Below are 16,814 nucleotides of genomic sequence, written 5' to 3'. Positions count from 1 at the left end.
CGGTGGAACAGGACGGCAAGAAGACGGCGGGCGCGGCGGGGACGGCGGGCGCGACGGGCGTGGCGGGCGCCGCCAAGGCCACCCCGGTCAGCCGGGCCATGGAGACGATCCGCGCCCTGCGCGAGGAGCTGGCGGCCCTGCGCGGCGCCCAGCCGATCGCCGTGGTCGGCGTCGGCCTGCGGGCCCCCGGCGGCATCCACGACCTCGACGGCTACTGGTCGGCGCTGGCCTCGGGAGCGGACGTGGTGCGTCCGATCCCGGAGTCCCGGCGCCACCCCTTCGGGGACGCCTGGGACGAGGTGCCGCACCGGGGCGGCTTCCTGGACGAGGAGGAGGTCCTGGAGTTCGACGGCCCCTTCTTCGGCGTCGCGCCCCGCGAGGGGCGCGCCCTCGACCCGCAGCACCGGATGCTGCTCGAAGTGGTGTGGGAGGCCCTGGACGACGCCGGCATCCCGGCCGGCCGGGCGGCCGCCGCCGACACCGGGCTGTACGTGGGCATCACGGGCCAGGACTACCGGGAGTGGATGCGCGAGGGCCCCGATTCGTACTGGGCGACCGGCAACGGGCACTGCTTCTCGGCCGGCCGGCTCGCGCACACGCTGGGTCTCACCGGTCCGGCCATGGCCGTGGACACGGCGTGTTCCTCCTCGCTGGTGACGGTCCACCTGGCCCGTCAGGCACTGCGCAGCGGGGAGTGCGACATCGCCGTGGCCGGCGGGGTGAACCTGGTGCTGTCACCGCACGGCACCGCGCTCGCGGCGCGTACGGGCGCCCTGTCCCCGGACGGGGTGTGCCGGCCCTTCGACGCGCGGGCCAACGGCTTCACCCGCTCCGAGGGGTGCGGCATCGTGGTCCTCAAGCGGCTGGCGGACGCCGTGCGCGACGGCGACCGGGTGCACGCGGTGATCCACGGCTCCGCGGTCAACCACGACGGCCGCGCCTCGGGGTTCACCGCGCCCAACGTGCTGGCCCAGACCCGGCTCGTCGAGCGGGCGCTGGCGCAGGCCGGTCTCCGCCCGGCCGACATCGGCCACGTGGAGGCCCACGGCACCGGGACCTCCCTGGGCGATCCGATCGAGGTGGAGGCCCTGGCGGCGGCACTGGGGCGGCCGAGCGCCGGGGCTCCCGTCCTGCTCGGGTCCGCCAAGGCGAACCTGGGCCACACGGAGTCGGCCGCGGGCGTCCTGGGCCTGATCAAGGCCATGCTGAGCCTGCGGCACCGGGCGGTCCCGCCGGTACCGCACTTCACCACGCTCAACCCGCGCATCGACCTCGCCGGCACGGGATTCCGTATCCCCACCGCGTTGGAGCCGTGGCCGGCCGGCGCCGGCGCCTACGCGGGAGTCAGCTCCTTCGGCATGAGCGGCACCAACGCGCACGTCGTGCTCGGCGCGCCCGATCAGCCGACGGTCGCGGCTGCGGCTGCGGTGTCCGGCTTCGAGGTGTCGGCGCGGACCCCGGCCGCGCTACGGGCCTACGCGGCGCGCCTGGCCGGCCGGCTGGCCGGGATCAAGGACGAGGAGTACGCCGCCTTCGCCTACACCGTCACGCACGGCCGCTCGGCTCTCGCCACCCGCGTCCGCGTCCACGCGTCCGACCGGCACCGGGCGGCGGCCGCGCTCACCGCGCTCGCCGAGGGCCTGGCCCCGCCGGAGGTCGAAGACGTCGCGGCGGGCACGGCACCCGGCTTCGGGGACCTGCCGCGCCAGGTCCTCGACCTGCCCGCCTATCCGTGGGAGCGGCGGCGCTACGCCCCGCTGGACGCGGCGCAGGCCCCGGCCGCGGGGTGAGCGTCGGCCGACGGGTACGCGGAAGGGCCGACCCCGGACGTACGGTCCGGGACCGGCCCTCTGCCCGCTCGTGGCGGCAGGTTCCTTCGGCAGCGGCGCCCGGTCAGGCCGCTGCCGCTGCCTGGATCAGGGCGACGACCCCGGCGACCGTGACGTCCTTGGTCAGCGTTTCGAGAGGGACGTCGACGCCGAACCGGCGCTTGATGGAAGCGGTGAGCTCGACGACGCCCAGCGAGTCGATCTCCAGTTCCTCCAGCCTGACCCCGTCCGAGATCATGTCGGGCTCCGCCCCGAAGTCGACGAGTTCGCGCTCGACGAAGGCACGGACAGAAGCAAGATCGGCGGGCTGGAACACAACATCCTCGTCTCTGAATCCTGGCAACCGAAACGCGAAGCAGCCTAACAACCGGCGGACTATGCCCCGCTAAAGCGAGCCTTTCGTCCGACGGACAGCAGCACTAAATCAGCCCTATCCCTCTATCCCCCCATCCCCTATCCCCCTATCCCAGAGATGGAGACTGCACATGCTCCGGATGCTGCTGAGGCGGCTTCTCCTCATCCCGCTCAAGCTCGTCCTGCGCCCCCGCGTCAGCGGTGTCGAGAACCTGCCGAAATCCGGCCCTTTCATCATCGCGGCCAATCACTTGTCCTTCTTCGACTCCATATTCATCGCCCTCCTCACCCCGCGGCACCTTTACTTCATCGGGAAGCAGGGGTGGCTGACCATGCCCGGTCTCAAGGGCCGGCTCCAGGGCCTCTTCTTCCGTGCCGTCGGGATGATCTCCGTCGACAGCACCAGCGGCTCCGCGACCATGGCGGGCCTGGAGACCTCCCTGCGCATCCTGCGCGAGGGACACGGAGTCGGCGTCCACATCGAAGGCACCCGGTCGCCCGACGGCCGCCTGTACAAGGGGAACACCGGTACGGCGTGGATCGCGCTGCGCAGCGGCGCGCCGGTGATCCCGTGCGGGCTCGTCGGCACGGAGCGGGTGCACCCGGCCGGCGCCAAGCGGCTCTACGTCTCCCGCTTCGACGTGCGCTTCGGCGCGCCCATGACCTTCCCCGAACACACCGGTGGCGAGTCCGACCGCCGGACACGACGCGCGGTGACGAGCCGGATCACCGAGGAGATCTCCGCCCTGTCCGGCCAGGAATACGTGGACATCTACGCCGCAACCGTCAAGAGCCGCTGAACTCCAGCCCCGCCGGCGCACCCCCAGCCCCGCCGGCGTTTAAGGCGCGGGGCCCGGGGCGGAGCCCCGCTCTTCCAGCCTCGCCGGCCCATTTCAGCCCCGCCGGCGTTTGAGGCGCGGGGTCCGGGGCGGAGCCCCGATCCTCCAGCCCCGCCGGCGTTTGAGGCGCGGCACCGCACAGCGAAAACGCCGGTCACCCCTCGCCGAGCGCCCGCCGCAGCACGCCCACAACCTCACCCCGATGCTCCTGCGCCAGCAGGAAGAAGTGGTCGCCGTCGAACCGTCGCACCCGGCACACACCACTCGTGTGATCCGCCCACCCCTCCAACGGCTCGTGCGGAACCAGGGGATCCGCCCTCCCCCCCAGCACATGCAGCGGCACGTCGAGGCGTACCTCCTCGAACCCCGACGCAGCCTCCCGACCGAGCGCGAGGTCGGCCCGCATGACGCGCGTGACGTGCGCCAGCACGGCCGGATCCCGCATGACCCACTCCGGCATGCCCCCACCGTCCCGCAGCAGCCGGACGACGTCCTCGTCGGTCGTGGCCGCATGGGCCCGGCGCGGTTTCCCGCCGGGGAGCTGGCCGCTGACGACGGCCGCCCGGCAGTCCGGGCCGAGCAGCCGCGCCGCGCGGGTCGCGAGGAGCGCGCCGAGGCTGTGCCCGAAGACCACCGTGGGCAGCGGGTCGCGGCCGAGCACCTCGTCGCGTACGGAGGCCAGGACCTGGTCGAGCCGGCAGCCGGGAGGCTCACCGATGCGGCGCTCGCGCCCGGGCAGCGACAGACCCAGCACCTCCACGTGCTCGGGCAGTGATTCGACGAGCGGGAAAAGGGTGTTGGGGCCGGACCCGGAGTGCGGGAACACCAGCAGGCGCACCCGGGGCACGACATCCGCGCCCTGGACCCGCAGCAGCGGCCACCAGGGGGCGGCGGAGGAGGACTTCACCGTCATCACTTCGAAGGTTCCCGTCATGGACAGTTGCCGATCTGGCCGGCGTAGGAGAGGCAGGGCCCCCGCCGAACGCGAAGAGCAGCACCGGCGAGCGGTTGACCAGCGGTCAGCCTATGCGGCGCGGCCGACGGCCCTCACGCGGCGTTGACGCCGACCAGCTGATCCGCGCCACAGTCGTCCAGGGACGGGGCATGGGTCAGGATCGCGTGCTGCAGCCGCTGGAGGCGCGGCGCGGGCTCGATCCCGTGGTCCTCGACGAGGTTGCGCCGGACCCTGCTGTACGTCGCCAGCGCCTCGGCGGTCCGTCCGCTGCGGTAGAGCGCCACCATCAGGTAGGCGTACAGGTTTTCCCACGTCGAGCGGTCATCGAGCAGGGCGTAGATCTCGCCGACGAGAGCCTTGTGGTGTCCGAGTTCGAGTTCGAGCTCGAACCGCTGCTCATGGGCGAAGGTGAGACGCTCGTCCAGCCGCCGGCCGAGGGATTCGAATGCGGGGATTGCGCGCAGGTCTTCGAGTGCCTGTCCGCGCCACAGCGAAATGGCCTGGTCGAGGGTTTTCGAAGCCTTTTCCCGGTCCCCGGCCCGACGGTGTTCGCGGGCATCGCCCAGCAAACGGTCGAACTCGTAGACGTCCAGGTCGCACCCGACGAGCCGCAGCCGGTACCCGGGCGGCTGGGTGGTGATGAGCGAGGCGGCGTCGAGGTCCAACGCCTGGAGGTGCTTGCGCAGCTTGGAGACGTAGACGTGCAGTGCGGTGGAGGCGGTCTGGGGAGGAGTGCCTGACCAGAGGGCCTCGATGAGCCGGCCGGAGGACACCGCTTCACCGTGGTGCGCACAGAGGTACGCCAGCAGCGACCGGAGCTTGAGCGCTCTCGGCGATACCTGCGCCCCGTCCTCCGTCTCGATCTCAACCGGTCCGAGCACTTGGAACTTCACGGCATTCCCCCTGGTAGATCGCATCGCCACGCAGGGGGTGCAAACGTCTCGTCTGCAACGTGCAGTCCCCCTCCGCACCCCTAGATCTTCATTGGGGACCTAGATCGAGTCAAGCCGGTCAACTCGTATCTGAGGAACACTTGAGGTGCGGAGCTCAAGCGGAGAACGGTTCGCCGGACGGCGAACAGCCGACACGAATCAAGCACATCTCCCGCCCATCCCGAGGGCTTGATTCCGATTCCCAAACCCCCGCGCACAGACTGTTTTTCGCCAGCAGAGCCCGCCTATTCAAGCCAATACCAAACGGCGTGAAACGCGTTCTTGACGCACCGAAGAATGGCCGGAACGGAACGACCCTGGCGGCCCGGCGCCCGCCGGCCTCGCCATCGGAGCGGCGGAAACGGTCGGGACGGCGTCGGCCCCTACGCCCACGCCGCGACGGTCACCGGATCCGGCAGTGCGGCTTCGACTCCGTTCACTGCGGCTAACCGCGCCGACTTAAGCGGGCCACAAGCGGAGGCGCTCATGCTGCCTGGCGAGGCTGAACTGACTCTCGAGGAACGTGATCGCTGTGGAGACGGGACGCCGGGCTGACCTGGAGGCGCTGGACGACTTCGGACGCGGTGAGGCCGCCCGCGTCGCCCGCGTCGGTCATGGGGACGCGGAGCAGCTCCCCGGCGCCTGCAGAATAGCGTTTACCCGCAGTCCATTGCAACGAACAGAGGGGTGTCGTTGCATTAATCCCAAAGACCATTGCAATGATTTCCTAGCTCTGACCTGCATAGATGTAGATGATGCGCAACGAACTCGTTGAAGACTCTTTGAATGCAACGTAGCGTTTCCACTGTCAGAAACAAGGAGCCAAGGAGAGCACGATGCAGAAGTTCGACACCCCCGCCCCCGTCTCCGCCGTCCTGGACATCCCCGCCGGACGCATCCGGTTCATCGCCGCCGACCGGGCCGTCACCACCGTCGAGGTCCTGCCCGCGGACGCCTCCAAGAGCCGCGACGTGAAGGCGGCGGAGCAGACCACGGTCGAGTACGGCGACGGTGTCCTGCGGATCGAGGCCTCGCCGGAGACGAACCGGATCCTCGGCAGCTCCGGATCCCTCGAGGTCACCGTCCAACTGCCGGCCGGCTCCCGCATCGAGGCCAAGGCGGCCAGCGCCGAGTTCCGGGGCGTCGGACGCCTCGGCGACGTCGCCTTCGAGGGCTCGCACGGCACGGTCAAGCTCGACGAGGCCGCGAGCGCCCGCCTCACCCTCCTCGCCGGCGACGTCTCCGTCGGCCGCCTGGGCGGGCCCGCCGAGATCAGCACCCAGAAGGGCGACATCCAGATCGCCGAGGCCCTGAGCGGCACGGTCACCCTGCGCACCGAATCCGGCGACCTGTCCGTCGGTGTCGCCCGCGGCGTCTCGGCCTCCCTGGACGCCGGCACCACCTACGGCCGCATCCACAACGCGCTCAAGAACACCGACGGCGCCGACGCCGGCCTGACCATCCACGCGACCACCGCCCACGGCGACATCACCGCCCGCAGCCTCTAAAGGAGCATCCATCATGACCAACCTGGCCATCGCGGCGAACGGGCTGCGCAAGTCCTACGGCGACAAGGTCGTGCTCGACGGCGTCGACCTGGCCGTTCCCGAGGGAACGATCTTCTCCCTGCTCGGGCCGAACGGCGCCGGCAAGACCACCGCCGTCAAGATCCTCTCCACCCTCATCTCCCCCGACGCCGGCACCGGCACCATCCACATCGGCGGCCACGACCTGGCCGCCGACCCCCAGGCGGTGCGTGCCGCGATCGGTGTCACCGGGCAGTTCTCCGCCGTCGACGGGCTGATCACCGGCGAGGAGAACATGCTCCTCATGGCGGACCTGCACCACCTGTCCAAGAGCGAGGGACGCCGCGTCGCCGCCGAGCTGCTGGAGCGCTTCGACCTCACCGCGGCCGCCAAGAAGCCCGCCTCCACCTACTCCGGCGGCATGAAGCGCCGCCTGGACATCGCCATGACCCTGGTCGGCAACCCGCGGATCATCTTCCTCGACGAGCCCACCACCGGCCTCGACCCCCGCTCGCGCCACAACATGTGGCAGATCATCCGCGAACTGGTCGCCGGCGGCGTCACCGTCTTCCTCACCACCCAGTACCTGGAGGAAGCCGACGAACTCGCCGACCGCATCGCCGTACTCAACGACGGCAAGATCGCCGCCCAGGGCACCGCGGAAGAACTCAAGCGGCTCATCCCCGGCGGACACATCCGCCTCCGCTTCACCGACCCCGCCGCCTACCAGTCCGCCGCCTCCGCACTGCACGAGGCCACCCGCGACGACGAATCCCTCGCACTGCAGATCCCCAGCGGCGGCACCCAGCGCGAGCTGCGCTCCATCCTCGACTGGCTGGACTCCGCCGGCATCGAGGCCGACGAACTCACCGTGCACACCCCCGACCTGGACGACGTGTTCTTCGCCCTGACCGGCACCGCCAAGGTGCCCGCCCAGTCCGCCCCGTCCGCCCAGCCCAGCCAGCCCCGCCAGACCAGCCAGCCCAAGGAGACCGTCCGATGAGCTCCCTCTCCCTCGCCGTGCGCGACTCGAACACGATGCTGCGCCGCAACCTCCTGCACGCCCGCCGCTATCCCTCCCTCACCTTGAACCTCCTGCTCACCCCGATCATGCTGCTGCTGCTCTTCGTCTACATCTTCGGCGACACGATGAGCGCGGGCATCACCGGCGGCGCCCCGGACCGCTCCGCTTACATCGCCTACCTCGTCCCCGGCCTGCTCCTGATGACCATCGGCAGCACCGTCATCGGCACCGCGGTGTCCGTCTCCAACGACATGAGCGAAGGCATCATCGCCCGCTTCCGCACCATGGCGATCCACCGCCCCTCGGTACTCGTCGGCCACGTCGTCGGCAGCGTGCTGCAGTCGATCATCAGCGTGGTCCTCGTCGGAGCCGTCGCCGTCGCCATCGGCTTCCGCTCCACCGACGCGACCGCCCTGGAATGGCTCGCGGCCTTCGGACTGCTCGTACTCTTCACCCTCGCGCTCACCTGGATCGCCGTCGGCATGGGCCTGGTCAGCCCCACCGCCGAGGCCGCCAGCAACAACGCGATGCCACTGATCCTGCTCCCCCTCCTCTCCAGCGCCTTCACCCCGGTCGACTCCATGCCCGGCTGGTTCCAGCCGATCGCCGAGTACCAGCCCTTCACCCCCGCCATCGAAACCCTGCGCGGCCTGCTCCTCGGCAGCGAGATCGGCCACAACGGCTGGCTCGCCGTCGCCTGGTGCCTGGCTCTCTCCGCGCTCGGCTACTACTGGTCCACGTCGAAGTTCAACAACGACCCGAAGTAACCGCCGTGACCACGCGGGCCCGCTCCCGCCCCGGGCCGCCCCAAGGGCCCGGGGGCGGACTTCGTGGGTCGGTGACATCTCCGGGTCTCCCCGGCTTGCCGGGCGGAACCCGCGGCGGCCGGGGACGACACCAAACAGCCGGCCGGTCCGGGTCCTGGAAACACCATGCGCCATAGATCGCAGATGCGGATCAAGCGCTACCCGCTACACTGACCGCGGTGGCCAGGCCTCACAGCCAGGTCTCCGCATGCTGCCGGTGAGCCCGTCTGGATCATCGCGTCCACCTGGACCGACTTTCAGACACGTTTTCCGACAGATCCCCGCCTTCGTAGCTCAGGGGATAGAGCACGGCTCTCCTAAAGCCGGTGTCGCAGGTTCGAATCCTGCCGAGGGCACAGTCTGAAGAGCAGGTCAGAGCACAGCGAGGCCCCCCGTTCGTCGGAACGGGGGGCCTCGCTCGCGCCCGCTTGCGGGCAGCACGCCAGTTGGCCCTAGACGGGTGGGCGGCCCGGCGTCGGGGTCGGCGGGGGCGACGGCAGCGGTGGGCCGGGGTCCGGCGGGAGCTGCGGGCCGCCAGGGGTGCCGTGCTTACCCATGTTCAGGATCCTTCCGTTGAGCTTGTACATGCCGAGCGGGGGGAACAGGTCGACGCGGGCCGGGTAACCGGCCTCGGCGCAGGGGATGCACAGCAGGTCCCGTCCGTGGCTGTGCGGCGCGGTGCGGGCGGTCTCGACCGGCTCGACCCAGCAGGCCTCGCAGGTGGTGACGTCGGTCGAGGTCGCCTTGAACTCGGTGGTGATCACGTCCACAGCGCCGGGTCGACGGTGAATCCGGCCTGCTCGATCGCGGCGGTCGTCCGGGCCTGCCTGCCGGGGGCGGGCGCCTCGGTGCCAGCGACGGCCGGGTAGTGGTGGACGAAACGACCGAGGCGGTCACCGAGGCCCTGGTAGATCTCGGTGTTCTCGATGAGGGCGTGCCAACCCGCGTCGACGAGGGGGGACGGTACGAGGTCGTCCGCACCCTCGGCTGCCGTGGCGACGAGCTTGAGGGCCTCGACGATGACGCGCTCGGCCTCCGCCCAGCCCATGTCCGGGTGGCGCTGCGCGAGCGTTGCGGTGACGGTCAAGAAGTCGTCAGCGGGCAGGAGTTCGCGGGCGTCGTGTGGCCCGAGCGGCGAGGTGAGCACGCCACCGGCTGCCGCGGGGGTGGGGGTGTCGCCCTTGCCGGAGCTGCACGGCGGTGGGGGCGGGTACGGGCTCGACATGGCTTCTCCTTCAAGTCGGAGTGCGGGATCAGCGAGTGCCGACGACGGCGAGGGCTCTGGGTAGAGATCACGTGATGCCGTGGCGGCCGCCCTTGCGGCAGCCCTCCGTGTGAACGAGGGCGCCGCCCTCGGGCCCGCCGAGCGGCAGCGGCCGAGCGCCGCATTCACACGGCGCCGGCGGCGGCGCGTCCGCCAGCTGGTAGGCGGTCGGCTCCTCCGTCATCGTGCGGCCACGATGTTCGCGACGGCTGTGGTGGTCTCCCGGCCCCCGAAGACGGGCCGGATGTAGGCGATCTCCGCCCAGCGGTATCCGCCGCCCTCGGCGACGTTCTCGTTCACGACCGCCATCAGGATTCCCTCGGTGCCGGACGCGATGTCACGCACCGGTTTGTTGAGCAGGGCGTGAGGCAGGTGCTCGTTTGCGTCGTGCGGGGTGGCCATGCCGGGCTCCCTACCGTCGTCAGCGGGTGTGCACCTGAGCGTGACGGGGTGATGTGCAGCGCCGCCAGCAATGTGCACTTCTGTGCATCAGGCCTACCGGCCACCGGGTTTGGCCACATCGACACCTTGACCGGCCGGACGGCGACCCGAACCTGATGCACAGAAGTGCACAGGCCGATACGGGAGGCTGGCATGCCGCTAGTGTTCGTAGGAATCGACCCCAGTACCGGAGACAAGCAGAGCCCAACCGTCTGGGCTGACCTGGAACATGAGGAACTCGTACTCCAGGGATGGAAGCCAGGCCCTGAACTGGAGGCCGAGTGCGCGGCCACCGAGGTACCGGGCCACGCCGTAGGAATCCCGGAAGGAGAAGCGGTGATCCGCATCCCGGTCCGCATGCTGCACATGATCAGGGAGGCGTGTGATGTCCTCGACGCCCACGTTCGATGAGCTGATGGCGGGCTGCACCACGGCATTCCACCTGGAGATGCGCGACTCCTACGCCGTGGACTATGAGACCGGCCCGTTCGCGGCCTGGCGTGCGGGTTACCGTCACGATCCGGCCGACCGGGCGGCCTGGTGGCGCCCGTGGTTGGACCTGGTGGCGGACTCAGTAGGCCGAGGTGTTGAGATCCGACGGGCCCGGATCGTCTCGGAGCCGGTCAGCGAGTACACCCGTTTCCTGTACGACGGGACGTTCACGAACGTCGCGGCGGGTGAGGCTGTGCGGTGGCTGGGCCGCCGCCAGGCCTCGGACATCGCACTGCCGGGCAACGACTTCTGGCTGTTCGACGGCGAGTGGGTCCATTGGAACTACTTCGCGGGTGACGGAACGTCACTCGGCGAAGAGATCACCAATGATCGGGCCGCGGCAAAGCTGTGTGCAGAGGCCTTTGCGGCAGTCTGGGCGCGGGCCACGCCGCACGCCGAGTACAAGATCTGACAGGACGGTCTGACGCTCGATGCCCGCCTCCCCGTCGTCCTCTGCGCAGGCCGCTCGCGAAGCCGTGGCAACACGGCTGCGCGACCTCCGCAAGGGCGCGGGGCTGACCGTCGCTGAGCTGGCCGGCCTCTGCGGATGGCACCACTCCAAGACGTCCCGCATCGAGAACGCGCGCACGGCACCCTCGGCGCGGGACATACGCCACTGGTGCCGGGCCTGCGGCCACCCCGACGAGGCGCCGGATCTCATCGTCCGGTCCATGAACGCCGAGTCCATGTACAGCGAGTGGCGACACCAGGTGCAAGAGCTGAAGAAGCTCCAGAACTCGTGGCCCCGGATCTTCGCCGAGACGCGGCTGTTCCGAATCTACTCGTCCACGCTCGTCCCTGGTCTGCTTCAGACGGAGGGGTATGCGGGCGGCCTGCTCGGGACCATCGCCCGGTTCCGGGGCTACCCCGAGGCGGGCGACGAGGCCGCACGCGCACGGGTTGAGCGGTCCCGGAGTATTCACGACCCGGGCCGCCGGGCTGTCCTCGTGGTCGAGGAGGCGGCCCTGTACTACCGGATGGGCAACCCGGACGCGATGGCCGCCCAGCTCGGGCACCTGCTGACTGCCGGGGCTCTGCCAACAGTGTCTCTGGGGGTTATCCCGCGCACGGTGGAGCCGCGCACGGTGTGGCCGCTGGAGACCTTCCACGTCTACGACGACACGTTCGTGTCCGTGGAACTACTCTCGGCAGAGGTGAACATCACGCAGCCCTCTGAAGTCGGGCTCTACCTCAAGGCGTTCGAGCAGCTGCGCCGTATGGCTGTCTACGGGGCAAAGGCCCGGGCGCTGGTCATGGCCGCGATGGCCGCGCTGCCCTGACAGCTTGCGCTGAACGCACGACAGCGCCCCACCCGTCACCAGGTCGGCAAGGGACGCGGTTCGTTCGAGCCACGTCGCCCCACCGTCTATGGCTGGGGGGCCTCTTCGCATTCCGTTGTGGTTGTATGGCGTTCGTGTCGCGTGACGCCGCCTACTGAGATGTGGGCCGGGCGGTGGTTGGGCAGGCACCTGTTGTTGAAGGACCGGGCCCATGGGCATGTACGCCACCGGCTACGGGTGATCTTCCTCGGTTGTTTCGCTGCCATCGCACGCATACACACCGTGAGGAATCCCCACTTCATGTCGTCATCCACCACAGCATCGTTCAACCAGAGCGTCATCGAAGAGTTCAGGGCGAACGCCGGCCACGTCGGCGGGCCCTTCGAAGGTTCCGAGCTGATCCTGCTCACCACCACCGGCGCCAGGTCCGGAAAGCCGCACACCGTCCCGCTCGGGTTCGTACGGGAGGGCGGCGACGGCGGGCACCTGCTCGTCGTCGGGTCCGCGGCCGGGGCCGAGCGGCATCCCGCCTGGTATCACAACCTGCTCGCGCGTCCCCTCGTACGGGTCGAGACCGGGGCCGAGGAGTACGAGGCCGTCGCGGTGCCGGCCGAAGGGGCGCGGCGCGACGAGCTGTTCGCGCGCGTCGTGGGCGAGGAGCCTGGGTACGGGGAGTACCAGGCGCGGACCGGGCGGGTGATCCCGGTCGTGGCGCTCCAACGCACGCACGAGCTCCCCGCCGGGGAGGGCGGGATCGCCGGGAAGCTGCTCGACGTGCACGGATGGCTACGGGCGCAGCTGGCCCTCGTACGGGAGCTCGCGCACGAGCACGTACGGGAGCTCGTACGGGACGAGCCGCGCGGCGGCGGGTCGGCGGAGCTCGGGCTGCAACTGCGCCAGCACTGCCTCGCGTTCTGCCACTCGCTGGAGTTCCACCACAAGAGCGAGGACGCCGGCCTCTTCCCGTACCTGGAGCAACAGCACCCGCACATGCGGGAGTTCTTCCGCCGGATCGGTGAGGAACACCGGGCCATCGCGGCGCTCCAGGAGGAGCTGGTGCACGCGCTGGACGCGCCCGGTGCCGCCGGGTTCAGCGAGCGGGTGGAGCGGATGAGCCGGGAGCTGGAGGCTCATCTCGACGCCGAGGAGGCACAGTTGCTCCCGGTGCTGCGGGCTCTGGGAGCGTGACGCGGGCCTCGGCGCCGCCCGCCTCCCGGTTGCGGAAGGTCAGGGTGGCGCCGAGCACGCCCGCCTGGCCGGCGGCGATAGTCAGGCCCAGCCCGTGGCCCTTGTTCGTGCCCTCCGTACGGAACCGCTGCGGGCCGGAGGCGAGGAGGTACTCCGGATAGCCGGGGCCCGAGTCGGTCACCGTCAGGCTCCGCCCGTCCACCGTGACCGTGACGGGGGCCGCGCCATGGCTGTGTGCGTTGGTCACGAGGTTGCCCAGGATCCGCTCCAGGCGGCGCCGGTCCGTCTCCACCCGCGGGGAGGAGACCACCTCCAGGGCCGTGTCGGTGCCGGAGGCGCGGATCGTACGCGCCGCCAGGTCGGCCAGGTCGTACCAGTCCAGCTCCAGGCGTTCGCTGCGCCTGTCCAGCCGGGAGATCTCCAGCAGGTCCTCGGTCAGCGAACGCATCGCCTGCACCCGGTCGCGTACGAGCTCGGCCGGGCGGCCCGGCGGCAGGAGCTCGGCGGCGGCGTTCAGGCCGGTCAGCGGGGTGCGCAGCTCGTGGGCCACGTCCGCCGTGAACCGCTGCTCCGCCTCGAGCTTGCGCTGCAACGACGAGGCCATGATGTCCAGGGCCCGGGAGACCGCCGCGACCTCGTCCTTGTTCCGCGCGCTGTCGTCGACCCGGGCGTCCAGGTCCCCGGCGCTGATCCGGCGGGCCACCTGGGCGGTCAGGTGCAGCCGCCGGGTGATCCGGGTGACGCCGAACGCGCCGATGAGGAGGGTGCCGGCGATGGCGAGCCCCGAGGAGCCGAGGATGGCCCGGTCCAGCTCGGCGATCGTCCGCTCGCTGCCGCGGAAGTCCACGGACACGGCTATCGCGGTGCCGTGGTCGGCGGGTCCCGCCGCCCACATGGCGGCGCGGCCACGGTGCTCACCGACCGCCGTGCCGCGTTTGCCGCCAACGGCGAGGGCGCGCAGCTCGGGGGGCAGGCCCGCGGGGTCTATGCCCTCGCCGCGCGGCATGCGCGCGCCGGTCTCGTAGGCCTTGATCGTCCGCTCCAGCTTCATCAGCGCCTTCTCGCGCGCCGTGCCGACGGTCTGCTGGGTCATGGCGCTGTGCACGAGGCCGCCGAGCAGCGCCGCGAGGCCGCAGCACATGAGGGTGATGAAGACCGTAGCCTTCCAGGTCAGGGTCGAGGTCCAGGCGGGCAGCCGCAGCCGCGCAGTGCGCCGGATGTCGTTCATGGTCCTCGAGGCCCGTCCGTCCTTGCGTGTGGAGACGCGGATGGTGAGCGATCAGGCCCTGGGCCCTGGTGACCATCCCCCGTCAGGTCACGGTAATGCGCCCCCCTCGGCGGGCGGGCGGCGGGATCACGCCGGATCCGCCACATCGGGCCGGATCACGTCGGATCACGCCACGAGGTCGGCCTAGAAGAAGAAAGGGCCCGGCCCCCAGGAGCCACGGCCGGCTCCGGACGCACGAAGCCCTCCCGGCCGAGAGACCGGAAGGGCTCGCGAAGGGTTCAGCTCAGACCACTGCTGCGTTCGCCGATACGGTCGCCCTGCGGAGTGCCGGCCCGCTTGAGAGCGGCCTTCGTGTGCAGTCCGCCCTTGACCTTGCTCCGTACCGGACCGTCGAAGCCGTGACCGGGAGCACGCGGCACCTGCGCCTGCTCCTGCGCCTTCGCGATGGCCGCCCGGACGTCCCGCTTCTGCTCTTTGTTCATCCCGTCGTCAACTCCCTCGGGAAGCACCCAATCGGACTACTGGGATCGTATGCACATATGCGGACCAACGCACCCGGACCAACGCACCCGGACCCGCCTGTCACGGACGCGGCGGAGCCGACCGCTTCGGCTGCCCCAGCGTCTGGTGGACCAGGTCCTCCGGGCAGGGCGTCCCCCGCGGCAGCTGGTACTTCGCCGCCACCCGGTACTCCCCCGGCGCCGGCGCCAGCAGTTCCGTCCACACGTCGCCGGTCCCGTCCGGAGCGGCCTTGAACAGGCACCCGGCCGTGTTCGCGTAGTCCTTCCGCAGCGCGCTCCCCGTCCCGCTCCCGTCACCCCGCGCCTTCGAGGCGAAGGTCTCCTGCGGCGGCGGCACCGGTTTCCCGGCCCCGTCGACCAGCCCCAGCCACGGCGAGTGCGGGACCCGCACCAGCACGCGCCCGGCCTGCTTCACGTCGATGACCAGCCGGTCGGCGCTCGCCCGCACCACGGTCGCCGGTCCGGACACCAGGTCCGTCGGCTCGTGCACCTTGAACAGCTGCCAGTTCGCGTCGCCCCAGACCTGCTGGAGGTACGGGACCCCCTCGCGCACCAGCTTCGCCTCGTCCTCCCCGCCCGAGTCGGGCTTGTCGGCGGGCAGCACCACGTAGTGCACGGCCCAGCGCTCCAGCCAGGCCCGGTAGCTGTCGGCGGTGAGGGTGTCGTCGTAGAAGAGCGGGTTGCGCTCCAGGTCGGCCTGCCGGTTCCAGCCGCGTGCGAGGTTCACGTACGAGGGGAAGGCGGAGGACTCGCGGTGGCTGCTGGCCGGGACCACCTCGACCCGGCCGCGGTCGGCGCCCGCCTTCTGCAACTGGTCGATCAGCGGGGCCAGCTCCCGGTTCCAGGCGGCCACGGGGGTGGTGCGGACGATGTCCGTGATGCTGTTGGCGGTGATCCAGGCGTTCAGCCCGATGAAGGCGAGCAGCACGCCGTACCAGCGCCGCGCGCGCGGGACCTCGTACGGGAGGGCGGCGATCAGTACGGCCCCGCCGAACAGCATGACCATCCGGGTGACGTTCGAACCGACCTGGGAGTCGATCACCCAGGTCAGGAAGACCCCGAGGGCGTAGACGGCCGAGGCGATCCGGACGGTCTTCCACCGCCTCGGTACGAGGAACAGGATCAGCAGCGCGAACACGAACGGCAGACCGGCCGAGCCGAGCTTCATCGGCTGCGTCCCGGAGAAGGGGAACAGCCAGGCCGAGAGCCCGACCACGGCCACCGGGGCCAGCCCGAGCGCGTACGCACCCGGGCGCCGCCGGCTCAGGAACAGTGCGGCCGCGATCACCCCGAGGAAGAGCCCGGCGACCGGGCTGGCGGCGGTCGCGAGGCCGGCCAGCGGGGCAGCCACCGCGGCCTTGGCCCAGCGCCGCTCCGCCCATTTGCGGGGCCAGCAGAAGACGGCGGCGACCGCGCCGAGCGCGAACATCACGCCGAGGCCGAAGGTGACGCGGCCCGAGAGGGCGTTGCACAGCAGCCCGTACACCCCGGCCAGGGCGGGCCACAGGGGCTCGCGCACGGCCCCGCGGCAGCGGGTCATGATCAGCGCGAACAGGCCGGCCGAGACGGTGCCCACGATCATCATCGTGGTCCGCACGCCGAGCATGTGCATGAGGTACGGCGAGACCACGCTGTACGAGACGGGGTGCATGCCGCCGTACCAGGCGAGGTTGTACGCCGAATCGGGATGGCGGCCCACGAACTCGGCCCACGCGTCCTGCGCGGCGAGGTCGCCGCCGCTGTTGGCGAAGCTGAAGAACCAGACGACGTGCAGCACCGCGGCGAGGAAGGTGGCCACGGCCACGGGGTGGCGCCTGGCCCGGTCAAGACCGGCCCGGGCGAGACCGGCCGGGGCGAAGCCGGGGGGCCGTGTGGCGGCGGGGGCGGGGGCGGGAGGCTCGGGCACCGCGGAGCTGCTGGCGGCGGGGGCGGCGTCGGCGGCACTGACGTCGGCGGTGCCGACAGCACCGACAGCGCCATCGGCCGATGGGGTGGCTGCTTCCTCGCGTCGCCGGCCCTGCTGCTCAGCGGTGGTCACTGCCGCCCTCCCCACACATGAGTCCACACCCGTACGCACGCACGTACCGGGTGCCAAGACGCGCCCGGGCGCCCCGGGGTTGCCCGGGGCGCCGGAT

19 protein-coding genes and 1 tRNA gene are annotated in these 16,814 nt (G+C 70.9%); 10 read left to right on the top strand and 10 right to left on the bottom strand.

Going from position 1 to position 16,814, the window contains the following annotated elements; all coding sequences use genetic code 11:
• The first annotated feature begins 2 nt into the window (after positions 1-2).
• Entirely contained in the window at positions 3-1,790 is a 1,788-nt protein-coding gene (locus ACZ4TV_RS08460) for a beta-ketoacyl [acyl carrier protein] synthase domain-containing protein (protein WP_468132057.1), read from the top strand.
• A 103-nt stretch (positions 1,791-1,893) separates the two neighbouring features.
• Here the strand turns inward: ACZ4TV_RS08460 and ACZ4TV_RS08455 are convergent, their stop codons facing one another.
• Positions 1,894-2,145, bottom strand: coding sequence for an acyl carrier protein (locus tag ACZ4TV_RS08455; protein ID WP_468132055.1), 252 nt, complete (start codon positions 2,143-2,145; stop codon positions 1,894-1,896).
• A 169-nt stretch (positions 2,146-2,314) separates the two neighbouring features.
• On the opposite strand from ACZ4TV_RS08455, the gene ACZ4TV_RS08450 reads away from it, so the two are divergent.
• Positions 2,315-2,983 carry a lysophospholipid acyltransferase family protein gene (locus ACZ4TV_RS08450; RefSeq protein WP_468132053.1) on the top strand — a complete coding sequence of 223 codons (669 nt, stop codon included), beginning with the start codon at positions 2,315-2,317 and terminating at the stop codon, positions 2,981-2,983.
• A gap of 193 nt (positions 2,984-3,176) precedes the next feature.
• Here ACZ4TV_RS08450 and ACZ4TV_RS08445 read toward each other — a convergent pair whose 3' ends face one another.
• Together ACZ4TV_RS08445 and ACZ4TV_RS08440 are read right to left on the bottom strand one after the other, a co-directional pair.
• Positions 3,177-3,956, bottom strand: coding sequence for a thioesterase II family protein (locus ACZ4TV_RS08445; protein WP_468132051.1), 780 nt, complete (start codon positions 3,954-3,956; stop codon positions 3,177-3,179).
• A gap of 113 nt (positions 3,957-4,069) precedes the next feature.
• Positions 4,070-4,870 (bottom strand): AfsR/SARP family transcriptional regulator, encoded by an 801-nt coding sequence (locus ACZ4TV_RS08440; protein WP_468132049.1) that lies wholly within the window; start codon positions 4,868-4,870, stop codon positions 4,070-4,072.
• Between the two features lie 875 nt (positions 4,871-5,745).
• Between ACZ4TV_RS08440 and ACZ4TV_RS08435 the strand changes: the two genes are divergently transcribed.
• The 4 genes from ACZ4TV_RS08435 (at position 5,746) to ACZ4TV_RS08420 (ending at position 8,621) form a co-directional block, all read left to right on the top strand.
• On the top strand, positions 5,746-6,417 hold the full coding sequence (locus tag ACZ4TV_RS08435; protein ID WP_468132047.1) for a DUF4097 family beta strand repeat-containing protein: 672 nt from the start codon (positions 5,746-5,748) through the stop codon (positions 6,415-6,417).
• 13 nt (positions 6,418-6,430) lie between these two features.
• A complete protein-coding gene (locus ACZ4TV_RS08430) occupies positions 6,431-7,438 on the top strand; it encodes an ATP-binding cassette domain-containing protein (RefSeq protein WP_468132045.1) in 1,008 nt (335 codons plus the stop codon).
• Entirely contained in the window at positions 7,435-8,226 is a 792-nt protein-coding gene (locus tag ACZ4TV_RS08425) for an ABC transporter permease (protein ID WP_468132043.1), read from the top strand. The genes ACZ4TV_RS08430 and ACZ4TV_RS08425 overlap by 4 nt, the downstream gene beginning before the upstream one ends.
• A 322-nt stretch (positions 8,227-8,548) precedes the next feature.
• Positions 8,549-8,621 (top strand) — tRNA-Arg (locus tag ACZ4TV_RS08420).
• Positions 8,622-8,717: 96 nt separating this feature from the next.
• Here ACZ4TV_RS08420 and ACZ4TV_RS08415 read toward each other — a convergent pair.
• The 4 genes from ACZ4TV_RS08415 to ACZ4TV_RS08400 all read right to left on the bottom strand — a co-directional run bounded on the left by ACZ4TV_RS08415 (position 8,718) and on the right by ACZ4TV_RS08400 (position 9,931).
• Positions 8,718-9,029 carry a hypothetical protein gene (locus ACZ4TV_RS08415; RefSeq protein ID WP_468132041.1) on the bottom strand — a complete coding sequence of 104 codons (312 nt, stop codon included), beginning with the start codon at positions 9,027-9,029 and terminating at the stop codon, positions 8,718-8,720.
• Positions 9,026-9,490 (bottom strand): glycine-rich domain-containing protein, encoded by a 465-nt coding sequence (locus tag ACZ4TV_RS08410; protein WP_468132039.1) that lies wholly within the window; start codon positions 9,488-9,490, stop codon positions 9,026-9,028. The genes ACZ4TV_RS08415 and ACZ4TV_RS08410 overlap by 4 nt, the downstream gene beginning before the upstream one ends.
• Before the next feature lie 67 nt (positions 9,491-9,557).
• Positions 9,558-9,713 (bottom strand): hypothetical protein, encoded by a 156-nt coding sequence (locus tag ACZ4TV_RS08405; RefSeq protein WP_468132037.1) that lies wholly within the window; start codon positions 9,711-9,713, stop codon positions 9,558-9,560.
• Positions 9,710-9,931, bottom strand: a complete 222-nt coding sequence (locus ACZ4TV_RS08400; RefSeq protein ID WP_468132035.1) for a hypothetical protein — start codon at positions 9,929-9,931, stop codon at positions 9,710-9,712. The genes ACZ4TV_RS08405 and ACZ4TV_RS08400 overlap by 4 nt, the downstream gene beginning before the upstream one ends.
• 192 nt (positions 9,932-10,123) lie before the next feature.
• Between ACZ4TV_RS08400 and ACZ4TV_RS08395 the strand changes: the two genes are divergently transcribed.
• The 4 genes from ACZ4TV_RS08395 to ACZ4TV_RS08380 all read left to right on the top strand — a co-directional run bounded on the left by ACZ4TV_RS08395 (position 10,124) and on the right by ACZ4TV_RS08380 (position 12,930).
• The gene (locus ACZ4TV_RS08395; protein WP_468132033.1) at positions 10,124-10,381 is read left to right on the top strand and encodes a hypothetical protein; all 258 of its coding nucleotides are present in this window, start codon (positions 10,124-10,126) and stop codon (positions 10,379-10,381) included.
• A complete protein-coding gene (locus ACZ4TV_RS08390; RefSeq protein ID WP_468132031.1) occupies positions 10,356-10,874 on the top strand; it encodes a DUF6879 family protein in 519 nt (172 codons plus the stop codon). Before ACZ4TV_RS08395 ends, ACZ4TV_RS08390 begins: the two co-directional genes overlap by 26 nt.
• A 19-nt stretch (positions 10,875-10,893) precedes the next feature.
• Positions 10,894-11,742, top strand: a complete 849-nt coding sequence (locus tag ACZ4TV_RS08385) for a helix-turn-helix domain-containing protein (RefSeq protein ID WP_468132029.1) — start codon at positions 10,894-10,896, stop codon at positions 11,740-11,742.
• Between the two features lie 300 nt (positions 11,743-12,042).
• On the top strand, positions 12,043-12,930 hold the full coding sequence (locus ACZ4TV_RS08380; RefSeq protein WP_468132027.1) for a nitroreductase/quinone reductase family protein: 888 nt from the start codon (positions 12,043-12,045) through the stop codon (positions 12,928-12,930).
• On the opposite strand, the gene ACZ4TV_RS08375 is transcribed toward ACZ4TV_RS08380, so the two are convergent.
• From ACZ4TV_RS08375 to ACZ4TV_RS08365, 3 genes are all read right to left on the bottom strand, one after another.
• Complete coding sequence (locus ACZ4TV_RS08375; protein WP_468132025.1) at positions 12,833-14,158, bottom strand: ATP-binding protein; 1,326 nt, start codon at positions 14,156-14,158, stop codon at positions 12,833-12,835. The two genes, ACZ4TV_RS08380 and ACZ4TV_RS08375, sit on opposite strands and share 98 nt — an antisense overlap.
• A gap of 278 nt (positions 14,159-14,436) precedes the next feature.
• The gene (locus tag ACZ4TV_RS08370) at positions 14,437-14,640 is read right to left on the bottom strand and encodes a hypothetical protein (RefSeq protein ID WP_468132023.1); all 204 of its coding nucleotides are present in this window, start codon (positions 14,638-14,640) and stop codon (positions 14,437-14,439) included.
• A gap of 100 nt (positions 14,641-14,740) precedes the next feature.
• Positions 14,741-16,717, bottom strand: a complete 1,977-nt coding sequence (locus tag ACZ4TV_RS08365) for an MFS transporter (protein WP_468132021.1) — start codon at positions 16,715-16,717, stop codon at positions 14,741-14,743.
• Between the last annotated feature and the right edge of the window lie 97 nt (positions 16,718-16,814).

This window comes from Streptomyces sp. NPDC028910, from assembly GCF_055564955.1.
Note: the sequence above shows the minus strand (reverse complement) of the source record. Positions and strands in the feature narration are given on the sequence as shown.

What these genes read in the sequence shown, in the direction of transcription:
- ACZ4TV_RS08430 (WP_468132045.1), top strand. Translation starts at nt 6,431, where the DNA reads ATGACCAACCTGGCCATCGCGGCGAACGGGCTGCGCAAGTCCTACGGC.
- ACZ4TV_RS08370 (WP_468132023.1), bottom strand. Translation starts at nt 14,640, where the DNA reads ATGAACAAAGAGCAGAAGCGGGACGTCCGGGCGGCCATCGCGAAGGCG.
- ACZ4TV_RS08425 (WP_468132043.1), top strand. Translation starts at nt 7,435, where the DNA reads ATGAGCTCCCTCTCCCTCGCCGTGCGCGACTCGAACACGATGCTGCGC.
- ACZ4TV_RS08395 (WP_468132033.1), top strand. Translation starts at nt 10,124, where the DNA reads ATGCCGCTAGTGTTCGTAGGAATCGACCCCAGTACCGGAGACAAGCAG.
- ACZ4TV_RS08445 (WP_468132051.1), bottom strand. Translation starts at nt 3,956, where the DNA reads ATGACGGGAACCTTCGAAGTGATGACGGTGAAGTCCTCCTCCGCCGCC.
- ACZ4TV_RS08400 (WP_468132035.1), bottom strand. Translation starts at nt 9,931, where the DNA reads ATGGCCACCCCGCACGACGCAAACGAGCACCTGCCTCACGCCCTGCTC.
- ACZ4TV_RS08380 (WP_468132027.1), top strand. Translation starts at nt 12,043, where the DNA reads ATGTCGTCATCCACCACAGCATCGTTCAACCAGAGCGTCATCGAAGAG.
- ACZ4TV_RS08410 (WP_468132039.1), bottom strand. Translation starts at nt 9,490, where the DNA reads ATGTCGAGCCCGTACCCGCCCCCACCGCCGTGCAGCTCCGGCAAGGGC.
- ACZ4TV_RS08375 (WP_468132025.1), bottom strand. Translation starts at nt 14,158, where the DNA reads ATGAACGACATCCGGCGCACTGCGCGGCTGCGGCTGCCCGCCTGGACC.
- ACZ4TV_RS08405 (WP_468132037.1), bottom strand. Translation starts at nt 9,713, where the DNA reads ATGACGGAGGAGCCGACCGCCTACCAGCTGGCGGACGCGCCGCCGCCG.
- ACZ4TV_RS08450 (WP_468132053.1), top strand. Translation starts at nt 2,315, where the DNA reads ATGCTCCGGATGCTGCTGAGGCGGCTTCTCCTCATCCCGCTCAAGCTC.
- ACZ4TV_RS08385 (WP_468132029.1), top strand. Translation starts at nt 10,894, where the DNA reads ATGCCCGCCTCCCCGTCGTCCTCTGCGCAGGCCGCTCGCGAAGCCGTG.
- ACZ4TV_RS08390 (WP_468132031.1), top strand. Translation starts at nt 10,356, where the DNA reads ATGTCCTCGACGCCCACGTTCGATGAGCTGATGGCGGGCTGCACCACG.
- ACZ4TV_RS08435 (WP_468132047.1), top strand. Translation starts at nt 5,746, where the DNA reads ATGCAGAAGTTCGACACCCCCGCCCCCGTCTCCGCCGTCCTGGACATC.